Source organism: Arsenophonus endosymbiont of Aphis craccivora, assembly GCF_013460135.1.
GTDB classification, from domain to species: Bacteria; Pseudomonadota; Gammaproteobacteria; order Enterobacterales; family Enterobacteriaceae; genus Arsenophonus; species Arsenophonus nilaparvatae.
The window spans coordinates 35,233-54,473 of the sequence record NZ_CP038155.1; the positions used below are offsets into that span (position 1 = coordinate 35,233).

General features: G+C 38.8%; 18 protein-coding genes and 2 pseudogenes. 19 read left to right on the top strand and 1 reads right to left on the bottom strand.

What is annotated here, in order from left to right; translation table 11 throughout:
* Positions 1 to 18 precede the first annotated feature (18 nt).
* The 19 genes and pseudogenes from E3U36_RS00190 (at position 19) to lipA (ending at position 18,785) form a co-directional block, all read left to right on the top strand.
* Positions 19 to 1,071, top strand: a complete 1,053-nt coding sequence (locus E3U36_RS00190) for a PhoH family protein (RefSeq protein ID WP_439647270.1) — start codon at positions 19 to 21, stop codon at positions 1,069 to 1,071.
* Between the two features lie 16 nt (positions 1,072 to 1,087).
* Entirely contained in the window at positions 1,088 to 1,555 is a 468-nt protein-coding gene (gene ybeY / locus E3U36_RS00195) for an rRNA maturation RNase YbeY (RefSeq protein WP_180816713.1), read from the top strand.
* 70 nt (positions 1,556 to 1,625) lie between these two features.
* Positions 1,626 to 2,504 (top strand): CNNM family magnesium/cobalt transport protein CorC, encoded by an 879-nt coding sequence (corC, locus tag E3U36_RS00200; RefSeq protein ID WP_180816714.1) that lies wholly within the window; start codon positions 1,626 to 1,628, stop codon positions 2,502 to 2,504.
* Positions 2,505 to 2,509: 5 nt separating this feature from the next.
* Positions 2,510 to 4,036 carry an apolipoprotein N-acyltransferase gene (lnt, locus tag E3U36_RS00205; protein ID WP_180816715.1) on the top strand — a complete coding sequence of 509 codons (1,527 nt, stop codon included), beginning with the start codon at positions 2,510 to 2,512 and terminating at the stop codon, positions 4,034 to 4,036.
* Between the two features lie 191 nt (positions 4,037 to 4,227).
* A pseudogene (locus E3U36_RS00210) lies at positions 4,228 to 4,952 on the top strand (amino acid ABC transporter ATP-binding protein).
* A gap of 271 nt (positions 4,953 to 5,223) precedes the next feature.
* Positions 5,224 to 7,806 carry a leucine--tRNA ligase gene (leuS, locus tag E3U36_RS00215; RefSeq protein WP_180816716.1) on the top strand — a complete coding sequence of 861 codons (2,583 nt, stop codon included), beginning with the start codon at positions 5,224 to 5,226 and terminating at the stop codon, positions 7,804 to 7,806.
* A 17-nt stretch (positions 7,807 to 7,823) separates the two neighbouring features.
* Entirely contained in the window at positions 7,824 to 8,375 is a 552-nt protein-coding gene (gene lptE, locus E3U36_RS00220; RefSeq protein ID WP_180816717.1) for an LPS assembly lipoprotein LptE, read from the top strand.
* The gene (gene holA / locus E3U36_RS00225; RefSeq protein ID WP_180816718.1) at positions 8,372 to 9,412 is read left to right on the top strand and encodes a DNA polymerase III subunit delta; all 1,041 of its coding nucleotides are present in this window, start codon (positions 8,372 to 8,374) and stop codon (positions 9,410 to 9,412) included. Before lptE ends, holA begins: the two co-directional genes overlap by 4 nt.
* Positions 9,396 to 10,076 (top strand): nicotinate-nucleotide adenylyltransferase, encoded by a 681-nt coding sequence (gene nadD / locus E3U36_RS00230; protein ID WP_180816719.1) that lies wholly within the window; start codon positions 9,396 to 9,398, stop codon positions 10,074 to 10,076. Before holA ends, nadD begins: the two co-directional genes overlap by 17 nt.
* A 278-nt stretch (positions 10,077 to 10,354) precedes the next feature.
* Positions 10,355 to 10,672, top strand: a complete 318-nt coding sequence (gene rsfS, locus E3U36_RS00235) for a ribosome silencing factor (protein WP_180816720.1) — start codon at positions 10,355 to 10,357, stop codon at positions 10,670 to 10,672.
* A 2-nt stretch (positions 10,673 to 10,674) separates the two neighbouring features.
* A complete protein-coding gene (rlmH, locus tag E3U36_RS00240; RefSeq protein WP_180816721.1) occupies positions 10,675 to 11,145 on the top strand; it encodes a 23S rRNA (pseudouridine(1915)-N(3))-methyltransferase RlmH in 471 nt (156 codons plus the stop codon).
* Between the two features lie 22 nt (positions 11,146 to 11,167).
* Positions 11,168 to 13,081 carry a peptidoglycan DD-transpeptidase MrdA gene (gene mrdA / locus E3U36_RS00245; protein WP_180816722.1) on the top strand — a complete coding sequence of 638 codons (1,914 nt, stop codon included), beginning with the start codon at positions 11,168 to 11,170 and terminating at the stop codon, positions 13,079 to 13,081.
* Positions 13,082 to 13,084: 3 nt separating this feature from the next.
* Positions 13,085 to 14,197, top strand: a complete 1,113-nt coding sequence (mrdB, locus tag E3U36_RS00250; RefSeq protein ID WP_180816723.1) for a peptidoglycan glycosyltransferase MrdB — start codon at positions 13,085 to 13,087, stop codon at positions 14,195 to 14,197.
* Between the two features lie 14 nt (positions 14,198 to 14,211).
* Complete coding sequence (gene rlpA / locus E3U36_RS00255; protein WP_180816724.1) at positions 14,212 to 14,736, top strand: endolytic peptidoglycan transglycosylase RlpA; 525 nt, start codon at positions 14,212 to 14,214, stop codon at positions 14,734 to 14,736.
* Between the two features lie 110 nt (positions 14,737 to 14,846).
* A complete protein-coding gene (locus E3U36_RS00260; protein WP_180816725.1) occupies positions 14,847 to 15,131 on the top strand; it encodes an SPOR domain-containing protein in 285 nt (94 codons plus the stop codon).
* Positions 15,132 to 15,279: 148 nt separating this feature from the next.
* On the top strand, positions 15,280 to 16,491 hold the full coding sequence (dacA, locus tag E3U36_RS00265) for a D-alanyl-D-alanine carboxypeptidase DacA (protein ID WP_180816726.1): 1,212 nt from the start codon (positions 15,280 to 15,282) through the stop codon (positions 16,489 to 16,491).
* A 152-nt stretch (positions 16,492 to 16,643) separates the two neighbouring features.
* Complete coding sequence (gene ybeD, locus E3U36_RS00270; protein WP_180816727.1) at positions 16,644 to 16,907, top strand: DUF493 family protein YbeD; 264 nt, start codon at positions 16,644 to 16,646, stop codon at positions 16,905 to 16,907.
* A gap of 124 nt (positions 16,908 to 17,031) precedes the next feature.
* Positions 17,032 to 17,694, top strand: a complete 663-nt coding sequence (gene lipB / locus E3U36_RS00275) for a lipoyl(octanoyl) transferase LipB (protein WP_238337469.1) — start codon at positions 17,032 to 17,034, stop codon at positions 17,692 to 17,694.
* A gap of 125 nt (positions 17,695 to 17,819) precedes the next feature.
* On the top strand, positions 17,820 to 18,785 hold the full coding sequence (gene lipA / locus E3U36_RS00280) for a lipoyl synthase (protein ID WP_180816728.1): 966 nt from the start codon (positions 17,820 to 17,822) through the stop codon (positions 18,783 to 18,785).
* On the opposite strand, the pseudogene cspE reads toward lipA, so the two are convergent.
* Positions 18,778 to 18,989: pseudogene (cspE, locus tag E3U36_RS00285) on the bottom strand (transcription antiterminator/RNA stability regulator CspE). The gene lipA and the pseudogene cspE overlap by 8 nt on opposite strands.
* Between the last annotated feature and the right edge of the window lie 252 nt (positions 18,990 to 19,241).

Here is a 19,241-nt window from a genome sequence, read left to right on the forward strand (position 1 = left end):
ATTAAGTAGAGAGACTAAGTGATCGCAAAAGATAATCCACAAATTGCCACTAGCGAAATATTTTTAGAGCCAGCCGATAACCAACGGTTAATCAGCCTTTGTGGCCCGTTCGATGATAATATAAAGCAATTGGAACGTAGACTCGCTATCGAAATTAATCGTCGAAATAACCGTTTCAAATTGATTGGCAAACCACTTAATATCAACGCAGCTAGCAACATTTTACGCCGCCTATATGTTGATACAGCCCCTATACGTGGCATTATCCCTGACATTGTCCCTGAACAAATCCACTTATCTATTATGGAAAGTCAATTTCTTGAGCAATCCGTTGAAAATGTTGGCAGTTACGACAAATTTGTAAACATTAAAATCAAACGAGGCGTTGTCAAACCACGAACAGCGAATCAGGCTCAATATATTGCTAATATACATAGCCATGATATTACTTTCGGCATTGGCCCTGCCGGAACAGGTAAAACCTATCTCGCCGTTGCTGCTGCGGTTGATGCTTTAGAACGTCAAGAAATACGTCGTATTCTACTCACTCGCCCCGCTGTTGAGGCCGGCGAAAAACTCGGCTTTCTGCCAGGTGATCTTAGTCAAAAAGTTGATCCCTATTTACGGCCGCTTTATGATGCCCTATTTGAAATGCTGGGTTTTGAAAAAGTAGAAAAATTGATTGAGCGCAATGTGATTGAAGTGGCGCCATTAGCCTATATGCGAGGTCGCACACTCAATGACGCTTTTATCATTCTTGATGAAAGCCAGAATACCACCATTGAACAGATGAAAATGTTTCTGACCCGCATCGGCTTTAACTCTAAAACCGTGATCACCGGCGATGTAACTCAAATTGATCTGCCTCGTGGCCACAAATCAGGTTTACGCCACGCAATTGAAGTACTTTCTGAAGTTAAAGAACTGAGCTTTAATTTTTTTCATAGTGATGATGTAGTACGCCATCCTGTAGTAGCAAAAGTGGTTATTGCCTACGAAAACTGGGAAACAAAAGAACAAGAACGAAAACAGTTACTTCGTCAACAAAAAGAACCATCAAGCGCCCTATAGAAAAGGAGATATTTGCTTGCAATCAGTTATTCTTGATCTCCAGCTGGCCTGTAGAGATCATAATGGATTACCCAGTGAAACGACATTCCAACACTGGCTTGAAGCTTTACTGCCACAATTTCAATCTGAAAGTGAAATCACAATTCGTATTGTCGATATAGCAGAAAGCCAATATTTAAATCTGACATATCGAGGAAAAGATAAACCAACAAATGTGCTATCCTTCCCTTTTGAAGCGCCAGAAAACATTACATTACCCTTACTTGGCGATCTGATTATTTGTCGTCAAGTTGTTGAAAAAGAAGCGATTGAACAACAAAAAAACCAAGATGCTCCCTGGGCGCATATGGTAATACACGGTTGTCTTCATCTATTAGGTTATGATCATCTAACTGACTTTGAAGCAGAAGAAATGGAGACAATAGAAACTGAAATTATGCAAAAATTGGGTTATCCTGATCCTTATCAGAATGAAAAAGCATAACTATAATGCTACTTTTGTGCTAAATAATTATGATACGATAAACTACCTAGAGAAACTTTAATAAAACGCCATGAGCGACGACCATCCTACAAACAATGATAATCATCACTCGAAAAAGAGTTTTTTCGGGCGCCTAAATCAACTATTTCACGGTGAACCCAAAAATCGTGATGACTTAGTTGAACTCATTCGTGATTCAGAGCAAAAAGATGTTATTGATCCTGATACCAGAGAAATGCTTGAAGGGGTAATGAATATTTCCGACGAGCGTGTTCGGGATATCATGATCCCACGCTCTGAGATAGTAACCTTAAAACGAAATCAATCGTTAGATGAATGCCTTGATGTGATTATCGACTCAGCACATTCTCGTTTTCCAGTAATTAGTGAAGTTAAAGACCATATTGAAGGTCTATTAATGGCTAAAGATTTACTGCCATTTATGCGTACTGATGCTGAACCTTTCACAATCGATAAAGTATTACGTCCCGCCGTTGTTGTGCCTGAAAGTAAACGTGTTGATCTGTTATTAAAAGAGTTCCGCTCACAACGTTATCATATGGCAATAGTCATCGATGAATTTGGTGGCGTTTCTGGTTTGGTAACAATCGAAGATATTCTCGAATTAATTGTTGGTGAGATTGAAGACGAATATGATGATGAAGAAGACATTGATATTCGCCAGTTAAGCAAACATGCTTATTCTGTCCGTGCGCTAACCCAAATTGATGATTTCAATAAAGCATTTAGCACGCGCTTTAATGATGAAGAAGTTGATACCATTGGTGGCTTGGTGATGCAAGCCTTTGGACATTTGCCGGCCCGAGGGGAAGTTATCACAATTGATGGTTATATGTTTAAAATTACCATGGCCGATAGCCGCAAAATCATTCAAGTTCAGGTAAAAATTCCTGATGAAGCACCAATCCCAAATCTTATAGAAGAATAGCATTAATGAAAAAAATGCCACTCTATCAACGTCAGTGGTTACGAGCTTTGATCGCGTTAATTTTCGGGCTCTGCGGAACACTGGCTTTTTCACCTTTTGATATTTGGTTAGCCGCGCTTTTTTCTCTTTTTGGCTTACAGCTGCTAATTGTTAATTGCTCAAGCAAACAAGCAAGTTTAATAGCATTTTGTTGGGGAATTGGTCTTTTTGGCAGTGGTATTAACTGGGTTTATGTCAGTATTGCCGATTTTGGTGGTATGCCATTAGTGGTTAATGTCTTTTTAGTCATCTTACTGGCAGCTTATTTATCACTTTATCCCGCGCTATTTGCTTATCTGCTCAATCGATTCTTTCCGCGCCTTAATATTGCTCGCTTTATTTTTGCCGCACCAGCAATATGGCAAATAACTGAATATTTACGTGGCTGGATACTAACTGGTTTCCCTTGGCTACAATTTGGTTATAGTCAAATCGACGGGCCGCTTAAAGGCATCGCGCCGATATTTGGCGTTGAGATGATAACATTACTACTGCTGATCATTAGCAGCTGCTTCGTGTTTACTTGCCTAAAACGCAGAATTATTCCGCTCATTACAGCAATTATCTTATTATTGTTACCCCTAATATTTAAAAATTATCAGTGGTTCACGCCGGTCGCAGAAAAAAAATCACAAATTGTTTTAGTTCAAGGTAACATCCCGCAAAGCTTAAAATGGCAACCAGGATTTCTCGAACAAACCATTAGTACTTATCTCGATCTCTCTAAACCTTATTTTGGCAATTCCAATATCGTTATCTGGCCAGAATCCGCTATTCCATCGATCAAATTGGATAATAACGTTTGGCTAACCTCATTAGATAAACTACTGCGCTTACAAAATACTCGCCTAATTACTGGTATAGTTGATGCTAAACCAAGCACACAGGGTGTGAGTAATTTTTTTAATAGTATTATTGTGTTGGGAGATAATAAACCTTACCAATATCCAACCAGTAATCGTTATCAGAAACACCACCGGGTGCCTTTTGGTGAATTTGTACCATTAGAAACTATTCTTCGACCAATTGCCCCTTTATTTAATTTACCAATGTCAGGTTTTAGTCGTGGTGATTATGAGCAGCAGCAGTTAATTGCTGGTAATATTCATCTAACTGCTGCTATCTGCTATGAAATTATTTTAGGCTCCCAAGTTAGAGACAACTTTAAATCAGATACCGATTTTCTATTAACGCTTTCAAATGATGCATGGTTTGGACATTCTATTGGCCCATGGCAGCACTTTCAAATGGCGCGCATGCGGGCACTCGAGCTTGGTCGACCACTATTACGTGCCACTAATAATGGTGTTACAGCAGTAATCAAACCTAATGGTGATATTCAGGCAGAACTTCCTCAATTCACTCGCTCAGTATTAAATACTGAGGTAACACCAACATCTGGTCTTACACCTTATGCACGTTGGAGTAACTGGCCTATGTGGGCATTGGTTGCCCTATTTATCATATTGGCATGTTTTATTAAGCAAAAATAAGACTAATCAATTTAGCATATATTAATTATCATCATGTCTTAACAACCGATGATACTGTTTTATCTTGTTATTGATATTTATCATTAAATTTAGTTAATGAGCTTTTTTATTATAATAATTTGTTAAAAAAAATAATATTTCATTAATTTATATAGATTTATGCTAGTTAGCTATCTGAAAAAGGACTATTAATGATTTCTTTAAAAAATGTTTCTAAATGGTATGGACAGTTTCAGGTGCTTACTGATTGTTCGATGAATGTCAAAAGAGGGGAAGTTGTCGTTATTTGTGGCCCTTCCGGTTCAGGTAAATCAACATTATAAAAACCATTAATGGCTTAGAACCGATTCAACATGGTGAAATATATATTGATAATATTCATGTTAATGACAAAAAGACAGATTTGGCTAAATTGCGCTCAACAGTCGGTATGGTATTTCAACATTTTGAATTATTCCCTCATCTATCAATTATTGAAAACTTAACACTAGCACAGATAAAAGTCTTAAATAGAGATAAAAAAACCGCTGAAAGTACTGCCTTAAAATTATTAGAGCGAGTTGGAGTAGCTAACCATACCAATAAATTTCCAGCTCAGTTATCTGGTGGGCAACAACAACGCGTTGCCATTACCAGAGCACTCTGTATGGATCCGATTGCGATGCTTTTTGACGAACCGACCTCCGCATTAGATCCAGAAATGATCAACGAAGTACTTGATGTAATGATAAAGCTTGCTAATGAAGGAATGACCATGATAGTAGTCACTCACGAAATGGGATTTGCTAAAAAAGTTGCTCATCGAATGATTTTTATGGACGAAGGAAAAATTATTGAGGATAGCAATAAAGATGATTTCTTTGCTGCGCCGCAATCAAAACGTGCTAAAGAATTTCTTGCTAAGATCATACATTAATCCCTCTATCCTTGTTGGGTGACAAAAATCGTCACCCAATCAGCTAAATAATAATATTAAAATAGCGCCTAAAGCGGGCTAGACTTACCATCTAACATACTACCATCTGAAACAACCCACTATTTGCATTAATAAAATTAATTTAACTTGCTCGTTAAATATTTATCAATAGTTGTTGTTAGAGGCATTTATCCGCTATTCTATGCAGATCTAAAATAAACTATATCATTCGCGGCCAATGCCGCATTATCGCCATAGGAACATCGGTGTCATGCAAGAACAATATCGACCAGAAGAGATAGAGCAACACGTACAACGTCATTGGGAAGAAAAACAAACATTTAAAGTAATAGAAGATAATAACAAAGAAAAATACTATTGCCTGTCAATGTTACCTTACCCATCTGGTCAGCTACATATGGGGCATGTACGCAACTATACCATTGGTGATGTTATCTCACGTTATCAACGCATGCTAGGCAAAAATGTACTGCAACCTATCGGCTGGGATGCTTTTGGTTTACCGGCAGAAGGAGCCGCAGTAAAAAATAATACTGCTCCAGCGCCTTGGACTTATACCAATATTGATTACATGAAAAATCAATTAAAAATGCTCGGATTTGGTTATGACTGGAGTCGAGAAGTCACAACTTGTACACCGGAGTATTATCGTTGGGAGCAATGGTTTTTTACTAAGCTTTATGAAAAAGGTTTGGTTTATAAAAAAACCGCTGCCGTTAACTGGTGTCCAAATGATTTAACGGTGTTAGCAAACGAGCAAGTCATTGATGGCTGCTGCTGGCGTTGCGATACCCCGGTAGAACGCAAAGAAATTCCCCAATGGTTCATAAAAATTACCGCTTATGCAGAAGATCTACTCAATGATTTAGATAAACTCGATGGCTGGCCAGAGCAAGTTAAAACCATGCAGCGTAATTGGATCGGCCCCTCAGAAGGGGTTGAAATTACCTTTGAACTGGCAGACATGGATGAAAAGCTAACTGTCTATACTACTCGGCCAGATACTTTTATGGGGGTGACTTATCTCGCTATTGCAGCAACTCATCCGTTAGCAAAAAGCGCGGCAGAAAAAAATGCTAAACTTAACGCTTTTATTGATGAATGTCGTAATACCAAGGTTGCTGAAGCAGAAATGGCAACCATGGAGAAAAAAGGTATTGCCACCAATCTGTTCGCAATTCACCCGCTAACTAATGAAAAAATTTCGATCTGGATAGCCAATTTTGTGTTAATGGAATATGGTACAGGGGCAGTAATGGCAGTTCCAGGGCATGACCAACGTGACTGGGAATTCGCAACCAAATATCATTTACCGATCAAAGCGGTTATTGCTGATAATGAAGGCCAGATGCCCGATCTAAAAGCAGGTCCGTTGACTGATAAAAATGCACTGATTAATTCAGGCGAATTTAGTGGCATGGACAATAAAACAGGCGCCAATGCGATTGCCGATAAACTGGTTTCACAAGCTTCGGCGCAACGTAAAGTCAATTATCGTCTACGCGATTGGGGAGTTTCTCGCCAACGTTATTGGGGAGCACCAATTCCTATGGTAACCATGGAAGATGGTTCTGTCATGCCAGTACCCGAACAACAACTACCTGTCATCTTACCTGAAGATGTGGTGATGAATGGCATCACAAGTCCTATCAAAGCCGACCCACCATGGGCCAAGACTAACATCAATGGTCATGCAGCATTACGTGAAACGGATACCTTTGATACCTTTATGGAGTCTTCCTGGTATTATGCCCGTTATACCTGTCCTAATTATGACCAAGGGATGCTAGATCCAGCCGCGGCCAATTACTGGTTGCCTGTTGATCAATATATCGGTGGTATTGAACATGCCATTATGCATCTATTATATTTACGTTTTTTCCACAAACTAATGCGTGATGCAGGCTTAGTAAATTCTGATGAACCAGCTAACCGTCTGTTATGTCAAGGAATGGTATTAGCCGATTCTTTTTATTACTTAGGTGAAAATGGACAACGAGTTTGGGTGTCACCCGTTGATGTGACTGTTGAACGGGATGAAAAAGGTAAGATTGTCCAAGCAACTGATAAGCATGGACATCAACTCTCCTATACCGGGATGAGTAAAATGTCTAAATCGAAAAATAACGGTATTGATCCACAATTAATGGTAGAAAAATATGGGGCGGATACGGTTCGCTTATTTATGATGTTTGCCGCTCCGCCGGAACTTACTTTAGAATGGCAAGAATCAGGTGTAGAAGGTGCAAATCGTTTTGTTCGTCGTCTTTGGCGTACCGTTTTTGAACATACGCAAAAAGGTAAAACAGCGCCATTAAATAGCACCAACCTTACTACAGAGCAGAAAAACCTGCGGCGTGACCTACATAAAACCATCGCTAAAGTGACTGATGATATCGGCCGCCGTTATGCATTTAATACTGCGATTGCTGCTATTATGGAGTTCATGAATAAACTGACGCGAGCCTCCCATGATAGTGAACAGGATCGAGCATTAATACAAGAATCTCTAGAAGCTATTGTGCGGATGCTATCGCCCATTATCCCCCATGCTTGCTTTATCCTGTGGAAAGCACTTGGTCAGCTGGAAGATATCGATAATGCGCCTTGGCCAGTTGCTGACGAACAAGCAAAAATAGACGATACTAAATTAGTCATTATTCAAGTTAATGGTAAAGTTCGTGGGCGTATTACTGTCGATATCAATGCATCACAAGATTCTGTGTTAGCTATGGCAACGCAAGAGTATGGTGTGGCAAAATACCTTGAAGGTATGAACATCCGTAAGGTAATTTATGTGCCAGGCAAGCTGTTAAACCTTGTTGTCGGCTAACTTAATAAGGAGACCATGTGCGTTATTTAATTACCTTATTTCTAAGCTTAGCCGTGTTGATCACGGCTGGCTGCGGATTTCGCCTACAAGGTACGACGCAAATACCTGAAGAACTAAAAACATTAAGATTCAGTAGTGGTGATCCCTACGGCCCGCTAGCACGTGCAATTAGGCAGCAATTACGCCTAAATAATGTCAACTTAATCGATGAAAATCTTCAGAATGTGCCAATTTTAAAAATAGGGGGTTCATCTGAAAACACCAAAACCGTTTCCATCTATCAAGACGGTAAAAGTGCAGAAAAACAATTAAATTTCTGGGTCAGCGCACAAATTATCCTCCCTAACGGCACTGTTTATCCGATAAAAACACGCGTCGAGCGCGCTTTCTTCGACAATCCGTTAGAAACACTAGCTAAAGACGCCGAAAGCGAACTTGTTAAACAAGAAATGCGTGAACAAGCGGCTCGCCAGTTAATTCGTAAATTACTGATCGTTCATAGCACTATTCAGAATGAGCCAGAAGGATCTGTGGTTGTCGAGAAAGCGCTATCGGTAGACTCAGAATGATCCGTATTTACCCGGAGCAGCTAACTTCGCAGCTTACTGATAAGCTGCGAACCTGTTATCTGATTTTTGGCAATAATCCGCTTTTATCACAAGAAAGCATGGATAACATTTGTCAAGTTGCTCAACAGCAGGGTTTTTCTGAACGTTATACCTATTCGCTAGATACAAGCACCGACTGGGACACTATTTATCATCTTAGTCAATCACTTAGCCTATTTGCTAGCCGACAAATACTAATCTTAATATTACCTGAAAGTGGCCCAACAAGCGTCATAGCGGAAAAGCTACTTAAGTTGGCTGAATTATTACATCCTGATTTATTACTCATATTATGCGGCGGCAAATTAACAAAAGCACAAGAAAATAGTGCCTGGTGCAAAAAAATAGGCAAAGATGCAGTCTATATTAATAGTCTGACACCAGAACAGTCCAGACTACCTCAATGGATAAACCAACGAGCAAAAGCCATATCTGTTACCTTAGATAAACAAGCTAATGAGCTTCTTTGTTACTGTTATGAAGGCAACTTACTAGCTCTTAACCAAGCTCTTAAACATTTATCACTCTTATATCCCGATGGTAACCTCACCCTAACTCGTGTCAAAGAGGCTGTAAATAATGCCGTTAATTTTACACCTTATCATTGGGTTGATGCGCTACTTGCAGGTAAAATTAAACGCGTTTGGCATATCCTACAACAATTACAACGCGAAGATTATGAAGCAGTGATTCTATTACGTATAATTCAACGTGAACTGATATTGCTTTTGACATTAACACAACAAAATAGCGATACAGATTTAAAAAAATTATTTGATCAGCATAAAATTTGGCAAGCCCGCCGCCCTCTTATTAGCGCTGCGCTACAGCGTTTATCCATTCGCGAACTACAGCTTGCAATACAGTTAATTACCCATGCTGAATTACATTTAAAACAAGATTATGGCCAGACAATTTGGCCAAAATTAGAAACTTTATCTATGCTATTGTGCGGTAAATCACTGCCCGAGAGTTTTATTAATGACTCAACAAACTAAGCAAACAGCTAATTCTAAATCTATTCAAGCACTATTTGGTGGTACCTTTGATCCTATTCACTATGGTCACTTACTTCCCGTTGAAGCGCTAGCCAAGCAAGTCGGTTTACAACAGGTTGTTTTACTTCCCAATCATGTGCCACCCCATCGCCCACAACCTGAAGCAACCGTTCAACAAAGATTGGCAATGATAAAATTAGCTATCAAAAATAATCCGCTATTTAGTATTGATACCCGTGAACTTAAACGTAAAACTCCCTCTTATACCGTTGAAACACTACTCTCTTTTCGGCAACAAATCGGTAGGCAAAAACCACTAGCCTTTATTATCGGACAAGATTCACTACTATCAATCAATACCTGGTTTGATTGGCAAAAAATTTTGGATATTTGTCATTTATTAGTCTGCGCTCGCCCAGGCTATAGCACTTATTTTTCAACTCCATCAATGCAACAATGGCTAAAAAATCATCAAGTGCATGAGCCGGAAATACTCAGCCATAAACCTTGTGGTGCCATATATCTGGCTGATACTCCCTTGTTAAATATTTCTGCAACTGAAATTCGTGAACGAAAACGTGATAGAAAAAGTTGCAAAGATATATTGCCACCTGCAGTTTTGCGCTATATTGATAAACATCATCTTTATCAAAATTGCTCATAATTAACCAATAAATATAAAAAATTGACAAAAATTCCATTAAACTATTGTGAGTATATAAGGTGATTGGTAATATCTTGGAGCTTTTTATATTGCTGATGAAAATAAGGCATCATTTCCGATAATTTATCTTAAAACTAATTATAAATATTAAACTGGTTTTACTAAAAATTAGATTAAAATATAGATTATCTTATGCTTATTTCTTTCAACAGAATTTTATAACTGAATAAAATATAACATTAATATTTTTTATTTAACTTGAAATTAAAGGTGAACCTTTGCAAGGAACTGAACTCCAACAATTTATTATCGACAGGCTTGTCGATACAAAAGCGCAAGATATTGTCACTATTGATGTACGTGGAAAATCTAGCATTACCGATTGCATGATAATCTGTACCGGAACATCTAATCGCCACTTAACATCAGTTTCGGACAAATTAATTGAAGCATGCCGTAAGACAGGAATAATTCCTCTGGGTGTTGAAGGACAAGGTGTTTCTGCCTGGATCGTTGTCGATTTAGGCGATACAATTGTTCATATCATGCAAGAAGATAGTCGCCGTATGTATGAACTTGAAAAACTCTGGAGTTGAATTTGAAATTACAACTGATTGCCGTTGGTAGCAAAATGGTTGATTGGATCCAGACCGGTTTGCAAGATTATCTTCATCGTTTTCCAAAAGATATGGCTTTTGAACTCATTGAGATCCCTGCGGGAAAACGTGGGAAAAATGCTGATCTCAAACGTATCATCGAGAAAGAAGAAGAACAGATGCTAGCTGCAGTTGGCAAAGGTAACCGTATAATTACCCTTGATATACCAGGTACAAGCTGGACAACTCGACAACTTGCTGAACAATTAGATCAATGGAAACAAGATGGACGTAATATTAGCTTTCTAATTGGTTGCCCAGAAGGTCTTGCCCCTGCCTGTAAAGAAGCAGCAGAACAAAGTTGGTCACTGTCATCCTTAACAATGCCTCATCCTTTAGTTCGAATATTTGTTGTAGAGAGCCTTTACCGGGCATGGAGCATTACAACAAATCAGCCTTACCATCGGGAATAACATATTTGTATAGGTTATTAGTGTGAATGCGAAGAAAGAAACAAAAAAAAAGAAACGCACCCCTTTTCGCGATTACACCGCTGAATCTACTCTATTCATTCGTCGGGCGTTGATAGCTTTTATTATCATTGTGATATTAGTAAGTATTTTAATTGCTAATCTTTATCATCTACAAGTGGTTCGCCATGAAGACTACCAAACTCGCTCCAATGATAATCGGATAAAATTGGTTCCTGTTCCACCTAGTAGAGGTATTATTTATGACAGAAATGGGATTCCTCTCGCGTTAAACCGAACATTTTATCAGTTAGAAGTCATTCCTGAAAAAGTCCCTAATTTAACAGAGCTATTGGCACAATTGCGTGATGTGGTTGATCTCACTGACGACGACATTGCAAACTTCAAAAAAGAGCGTAAACGTTCACGCCGCTTTACCTCTATACCGTTAAAAACCTCACTAGATAAAGTGCAAGTTGCACGTTTTGCCGTTAATCAATACCGGTTTTCAGGGATTGAAGTCAAAGGTTACCAACGCCGCTATTATCCTTATGGCTCTGCGCTAACGCATGTTATTGGTTATGTAGCCAAAATTAATGATAAGGATATAGAACGTCTAGAAAATGATGATCTACTAAAAAATTACACTGCCACCCATGATATTGGTAAATTAGGTATAGAACGGTATTACGAAAATATTTTACATGGCAAAACAGGCTATGAAGAGGTCGAAGTTAATAGTCGGGGAAAAGTCATACGCCAACTTCATGAACAAGCACCTCAGGCAGGCAAAGATATTTATCTCACTATTGATCTCAATTTACAAATTGAGATCGAAAAGTTGCTCACCACCAGCCGAGCTGCCGTTGTTGTAACCGATCCTCGCAACGGAGAAGTACTGGCGCTGGTATCTACTCCAAGCTATGACCCTAATCTATTTGTTAATGGTATCTCTAATAAAGAGTACCAAGCTTTATTAAATAATCCTAATCGTCCGCTAATTAATAGAACTACTCAGGGATTATATCCGCCCGCCTCAACCGTTAAACCATTCATGGCGGTCGCAGCGTTAAGTGAAAACATTGTCACCGCCAACTCCACCATATTTGATCCTGGTTGGTGGCAATTACCAAATTCCGAAAAACGTTACCGAGACTGGAAAAAATGGGGACACGCTAGATTAAATGTCGTTAGAGCCATTATCGAATCAGCCGACACCTTTTTCTACCAGGTTGCTTATGATATGGGTATCGATCGTATCTCCGATTGGATGCAGAAATTTGGCTATGGCCATTATACTGGTATTGATCTTGCCGAAGAACGCTCTGGCATTATGCCAACCCGGGAATGGAAATTAAAACGCTACAAAAAACCTTGGTATCAAGGAGACACTATTCCAGTCGGCATCGGCCAAGGTTATTGGACCACAACACCGATCCAAATGGCAAAAGCATTAGTGACGTTAATTAATGACGGCACGGTTAAAATTCCCCATCTACTTTATGGCACTAAATTAGGTAATGCTATGCTGCCTGATGAGCAGAAAGAACATATCCAAATTGGTGATATTCATTCAGGCTGTTGGGAGTTAGCTAAAGAAGGTATGTATGGCGTTGCTAATGCACCAAATGGTACAGCACGTAGAAGTTTTGCCAACACTCCCTACAAGGCTGCCGTCAAATCAGGTACGGCGCAGGTATTCAGTTATGAAACCTATAATGCAAGTAAATTAGCTGAGCACTTGCGTGATCATAAATTAATGATTGGATTTGCCCCTTATCAAAAGCCGACCGTTTCCGTTGCTATTATTCTAGAAAATGGTGGGGCTGGACCGGCCGTTGGCGATCTTGTCCGCAATATTCTTGATTATGTTTTGCTTGGTAAAAAAACGATATCACAAACACCAGATACCAGTGTATCTCCAGAAGAAGATCAGTAATATATGACCGATAAATCACATAAATTACCTATTTGGACGCGTTTACATATTGATATTCCAATGTTGCTGATTATTCTCGCCTTAACGATATACAGTGTCATGATCATGTGGAGTGCTAGTGGGCAAGATATTGATATGATGCAGCGTAAGCTGATACAAATCGCGATTGGATTTGTTGTCATGATTGTTATGGCGCAGATTTCACCGCGTATCTATGAAAATTGGGCGCCCTACCTGTATATTTTTTGCTTAATGCTGTTAATTTTTGTCGATGCATTTGGGCAAATCAGTAAAGGTGCGCAACGATGGTTAGATCTTGGCTTCGTTCATTTTCAACCGTCTGAAATTGCTAAAATTGCGGTTCCATTGATGGTTGCACGTTTTGTCAATCGCGATCTCTGCCCTCCCACCTTAAAAAATACCCTGCTGGCATTGATACTTATATTTCTCCCCACACTACTGGTTGCCGATCAACCTGATCTAGGCACATCTATTTTAGTTGCTGCCTCCGGTTTGTTTATCCTGTTCTTAGCGGGTATGAATTGGAAATTGATTGCCATTGCAGCCACGGGCATCGCTTGCTTTATTCCTATTCTATGGTTCTTTCTGATGCACGACTATCAACGAGATCGTGTTATGATGTTACTCGATCCAGAAACAGATCCTCTCGGTGCTGGTTATCATATTATCCAATCTAAAATTGCTATTGGCTCAGGGGGATTATTGGGCAAAGGCTGGTTACATGGCACGCAATCGCAATTAGAATTTCTACCAGAACGTCATACTGATTTTATTTTTGCCGTATTAGCTGAAGAACTAGGGTTAATTGGCGTAGTTATTTTACTGGTATTATATCTACTACTAATCATGCGAGGGTTAATAATTGCAGCTAATGCACAAAATACCTTTGGTAGAGTTATGGTTGGTGGCTTAATGTTAATTCTGTTTGTCTACATATTTGTCAACATTGGCATGGTTAGCGGTATCTTACCTGTAGTGGGTGTTCCTTTACCGTTGGTAAGTTATGGCGGCTCGGCATTAATCGTTTTAATGGCTGGATTTGGAATTATTATGTCAATCCATACCCATCGAAAATTTCTGTCAAACAGCTTATAATCACGAGGTATGTAATGCACTATCACTGGCTTATATTTAGCATTACTATAGCACTTTTAGCAGGCTGTGTTTCTCAAACTAAACAAAATACCAATACGCCTATGGCGCCGGTACAAGATATATCAGGAGCAGAGCAGCGTTATGAACCTTATCACTCTGGCGCTAATAATGACTATCAACTTAATGGCCAAACTTATCAAATAATAAAAGATCCTGCCCATTTCAGTGAAACAGGCTTTGCTAGCATTTTTGGCTCTGAAGTTATCGGTAAAACAACTACGACGGGTGAAACAGCCAGCCCTTATGAGTTCACAGCTTCACACCCTATTTTACCTATTCCAAGTTATGCCCGTATTACTAATTTAATCAATGGCAGAATGATGATAGTCCGCATTAATGATCGAGGCCCCTATATAGCCGGTAAAAATATAGCGCTATCACATGCAGCTGCCGATCGGTTAAATTTAATGCTAACAACACGTATTAAAATTGATCCGATTTTAGTTTCCCCTACCAGCACCTTAAACCACCAAAATTAGAGACCCACTCCTCAAGCAGCAATCAATCAACAGCAGAAAATCACACTCACCAACCCGCTTTATCTCAATCAATACAATCAACAAAAATTCCTAGTACGGTATCAACCAATATGGTGAGTCAAAATAATCCTGCTAATCCGTCGTCAATGAAATCAGCAAGCGTGGCTACTGAACGTTATTTCGTACAAATAGGTGCGTTAAGTGATCAGGCTAAAGCAGCAGCATGGCAACAGGCTGTTTCAAAAAAGCTAAACACACCTGGGCGTATTCAACCATTTAATAATATCTACCGTGTGCAGCTTGGCCCTTTTCAAAATGCTAAAATAGCGGAACAAATACAAAACAAAATATTAATAGAATTAAATCAATCGAGCATTATCATAAATACCAAATAATCTATTGATTAATCAATAAAATCTCATTAGAGTAAAATAAAAAGCAACTAACCAGGCATCTATGTTTCAGAAATAGTATATGACTTTTTAAGCTGATATTACGATGTCCACTCTATTAACATATTGCCAGCGGATCCCGTATATTATTATGAAATATGCAATTTTCTCCCGTTCTATCGGTAGCCTAATACTTAATATTAGCCTTATATTTTCCAGCACTCTATTTGCTAATAGCAATAATGCTATGCAAATTAACGTGATCCCTTCTGCACCAAATATTGACGCTGAAGCATATATTCTTATTGATTATTATTCAGGCAAAGTGTTAGCGGAAAAAAATGCCGATCAACGTCGTGACCCTGCCAGTCTGACTAAAATGATGACGAGTTATATCATTGGTCAAACAATTAAAGCAGGTAAAATTAGCATGAACGATATCGTCACTATCGACGAGAATGCCTGGGCCACAGGTAACCCCGTGTTCAAAGGCTCCTCGCTGATGTTCTTAAAACCCGGTGATCGTGTCTCTGTATCTCAATTGATACGTGGCATTAATTTACAATCTGGTAATGATGCTTGTGTGGCAATGGCTGAGTATGTGGCGGGTGACGAAGCGAGTTTTGTCAAATTAATGAACAACAATGTTCAACGCCTTGGTTTAAAAAACACCCACTTTCTTACTGTCCATGGCTTAGATGCTGATGGACAATATAGTTCCGCACATGATATGGCTCTAATCGGCCAAGCGCTGATCCGCGATGTTCCGGAAGAATATGCCATTTACAAAGAAAAAGAGTTCACTTTTAATAAGATCCGCCAATTAAATAGAAATGGTTTGTTATGGGATAAAAGCCTGAATGTAGATGGCATTAAGACAGGACACACTGCCGCAGCAAGTTACAACCTGGTTGCCTCCGCTACCGAAGGGAATATGCGACTCATATCTGTTGTATTAGGTGGCCATAGCAGTAAAGGTCGGGACACCGAAAGCAAAAAATTACTCACTTGGGGCTTTCGCTTTTTTGAAACCGTCAAACCATTAGAAGGCGGGGTGGAGTTTGCCTCTCAACCGGTTTGGTTTGCTAATACTGATCAGGTAAAATTAGGTATTGAAAACGATCTCTATCTGACCATTCCCCGTGGTCGTATGAAAGATTTAAAAGCTAGCTATACATTAAACAATACTGAACTACAGGCACCATTAGCGAAAAACCAAGTTGTTGGTACCATTAACTTACAATTAGATAATAAGATCATTGAACAACGGCCGCTTGTTGTCTTGAAAGAGGTCGATGAAGGTGGATTTTTTAGTAACATATTAGATTATATTAAATTGTTTTTTCAGCGCTGGTTTGGCTAAAGATTGAAAAATAACATTGCAACCTCCATTATGGTAAATATGTTCAATTTATAACTTAATTTTTTATTTAAGAAATATGAATAAATATACTATCTAAATTATATAACATTTAATATGGCAATAAGCGTGGTGGTAGTATTTTAGGAGAAGCTATGAAAACCAAACTGCATGAGTTCCTAGAGTTTCCTTGCTCATTTACCTACAAAGTGATGGGGCTTGCTAAACCTGAGTTAACAGATCAAATCGTTGAAGTGGTTCAACGACATGTTCCGGGTGATTATGTACCATCGGTTAAACCCAGTAGTAAAGGTAACTTTCACTCAGTATCAATTACCATCACAGCAACCAACATTGAACAAATAGAACAACTGTACGAAGAATTAGCTAAACTAGAATTAGTTCGTATGGTGTTGTAGACACAAATTATTGATGCACTTGAAATTATAAACCCGAAGATAGCAGATTTTCGGGTTTATAGTTTCAAGCGTCACGCTAACTATACTAGCAAGAATAATTTATGCAGGTTATACTGCATAATTATTGCATACCCCTCCTATCAGTGGCAGAAAAAGTTTGTTAAAAAAAACCATTATATTACGTCAATTTGGGCTGCATGCTTACCAACCCATTTCTGATGAGATGCATCAGTTTACTAAAAAACGCGCGGTTGATACACCAGATGAACTTTGGCTAGTGGAACATTACCCTGTTTTTACCCAAGGCCAAGCGGGTAAAAAAGAGCACCTACTCACGCCTGGGAATATTCCAGTTATCCAATCTGATCGTGGTGGACAAATCACTTATCATGGCCCCGGTCAGCAAATAATGTATATTTTATTAGACTTAAAGCGTAATCAAATTGGTGTGAGAGAGCTTGTAACTACACTGGAAAATACGGTAATTAGTACTTTATCCGAATTTGGTATTACCGCCTACGCACAGCGCGAAGCCCCCGGGGTTTATGTTGAACAAAAAAAAATATGCTCTCTTGGGTTACGTATCCATAAAGGTTGTTCGTTTCATGGCTTAGCATTAAATATTAATATGGATCTTGCGCCCTTCGAACGTATTAATCCTTGTGGCTATGCCGGCATGCAAATGACGCAACTAAATGATTTAGTCCCTGGCAGCCAGGTTAAAGATGTCAAACCTTTATTAATAAAACATTTCTGCAACCTACTAGGATTTCAACTTGCAGAATAAGTTGTTATAATTTTTTATAATTATTAAAAAAAATTTAAACATGACATAAATAATGATCACATGTGATAACATAAAATATATCTATTATTGATCCGCAGCAGGAACCTAATGGAACTGGCATAATTATGAGTAGACCAATTCAAATGGAGCGTGGCGTTAAATATCGTGACGCTGATAAAATGGCACTGATCCCTGTCAAAACAATAAGAACGGATCATACAGAAATTTTACCTAAACCTGAGTGGATGAAAATAAAACTCCCCGCTGATTCCAGCAGAATAAAAGAGATAAAAAACGCAATGCGTAAGAATGGCTTACACTCAGTCTGTGAAGAAGCCTCTTGTCCTAACCTCGCTGAATGCTTTAATCATGGTACCGCCACTTTTATGATTTTAGGGGCTATCTGTACTCGTCGCTGTCCATTCTGCGATGTTGCCCATGGACGTCCTAATGCTCCTGATCCTAATGAACCAGCAAAATTAGCAGAAACCATTAAAGATATGGGATTAAAATACGTTGTTATTACTTCAGTAGATCGTGATGATCTGCGCGATGGAGGAGCCCAACATTTTGCTGACAGCATTACCGCTATTCGAGAGAAAAATCCAAACATCAAAATAGAAACGCTAGTGCCTGATTTCCGCGGTCGTATGGATCGCGCCTTAGCAATTTTAGCCGCTGCGCCACCCGACGTTTTTAATCACAATCTTGAGAATGTTCCGCGTATCTATCGCCAAGTACGCCCTGGCGCTAATTACGAATGGTCATTACAACTACTAGCAAAATTCAAGCAAATGCATCCTGCAATACCGACAAAATCAGGATTAATGGTTGGACTAGGTGAAACTAATGAAGAAATATTTGATGTTATGCGAGACTTACGCCGCCACGGCGTTACCATGCTAACCTTAGGCCAGTATCTCCAACCCAGTCGGCATCATTTATCAATAAAACGTTATGTCAGCCCTAAAGAATTTGAAGAAATGAAAAATGAGGCAATAGCAATGGGCTTCACTCATGCAGCATGTGGCCCATTAGTACGCTCATCTTATCATGCAGATTTACAAGCGAAAGGCATAGAAATTAAATAGCGACAACGTTTATAGCAGATGGCCCTTTCTCCCCCTCAGTAATATCAAACTCAACTTTCTGACCTTCGGCCAAAGTCTCTTAAAACCTTCGGTTGTAATAGAACTGAAGTGAACGAACACGTCTTTACTGCCATCTTCTGGAGTGATAAAACCAAAACCTTTTGCTTCGTTGAACCACTTAACGCTACCTTTAACTTTTGACATCAATATTACCTTTACATAAATAAAAACAGTTTGTGTCTTATATAGTACAGCAAAAATTATACTTCATTGTCTACTACTAAGATCACGAAATTAATTAAAAACTTAAATTATCATTGTAATATAGGATAAAAACCTAAAAACAATCAAAAAAACCAATAATAGTGTTTATAAATGTTTATTATAACATTTTTAGCCAATTTTTCGACTATTTCCATTCTTTTCATAATCTAAACGGCTTTGTTGAATAAATCA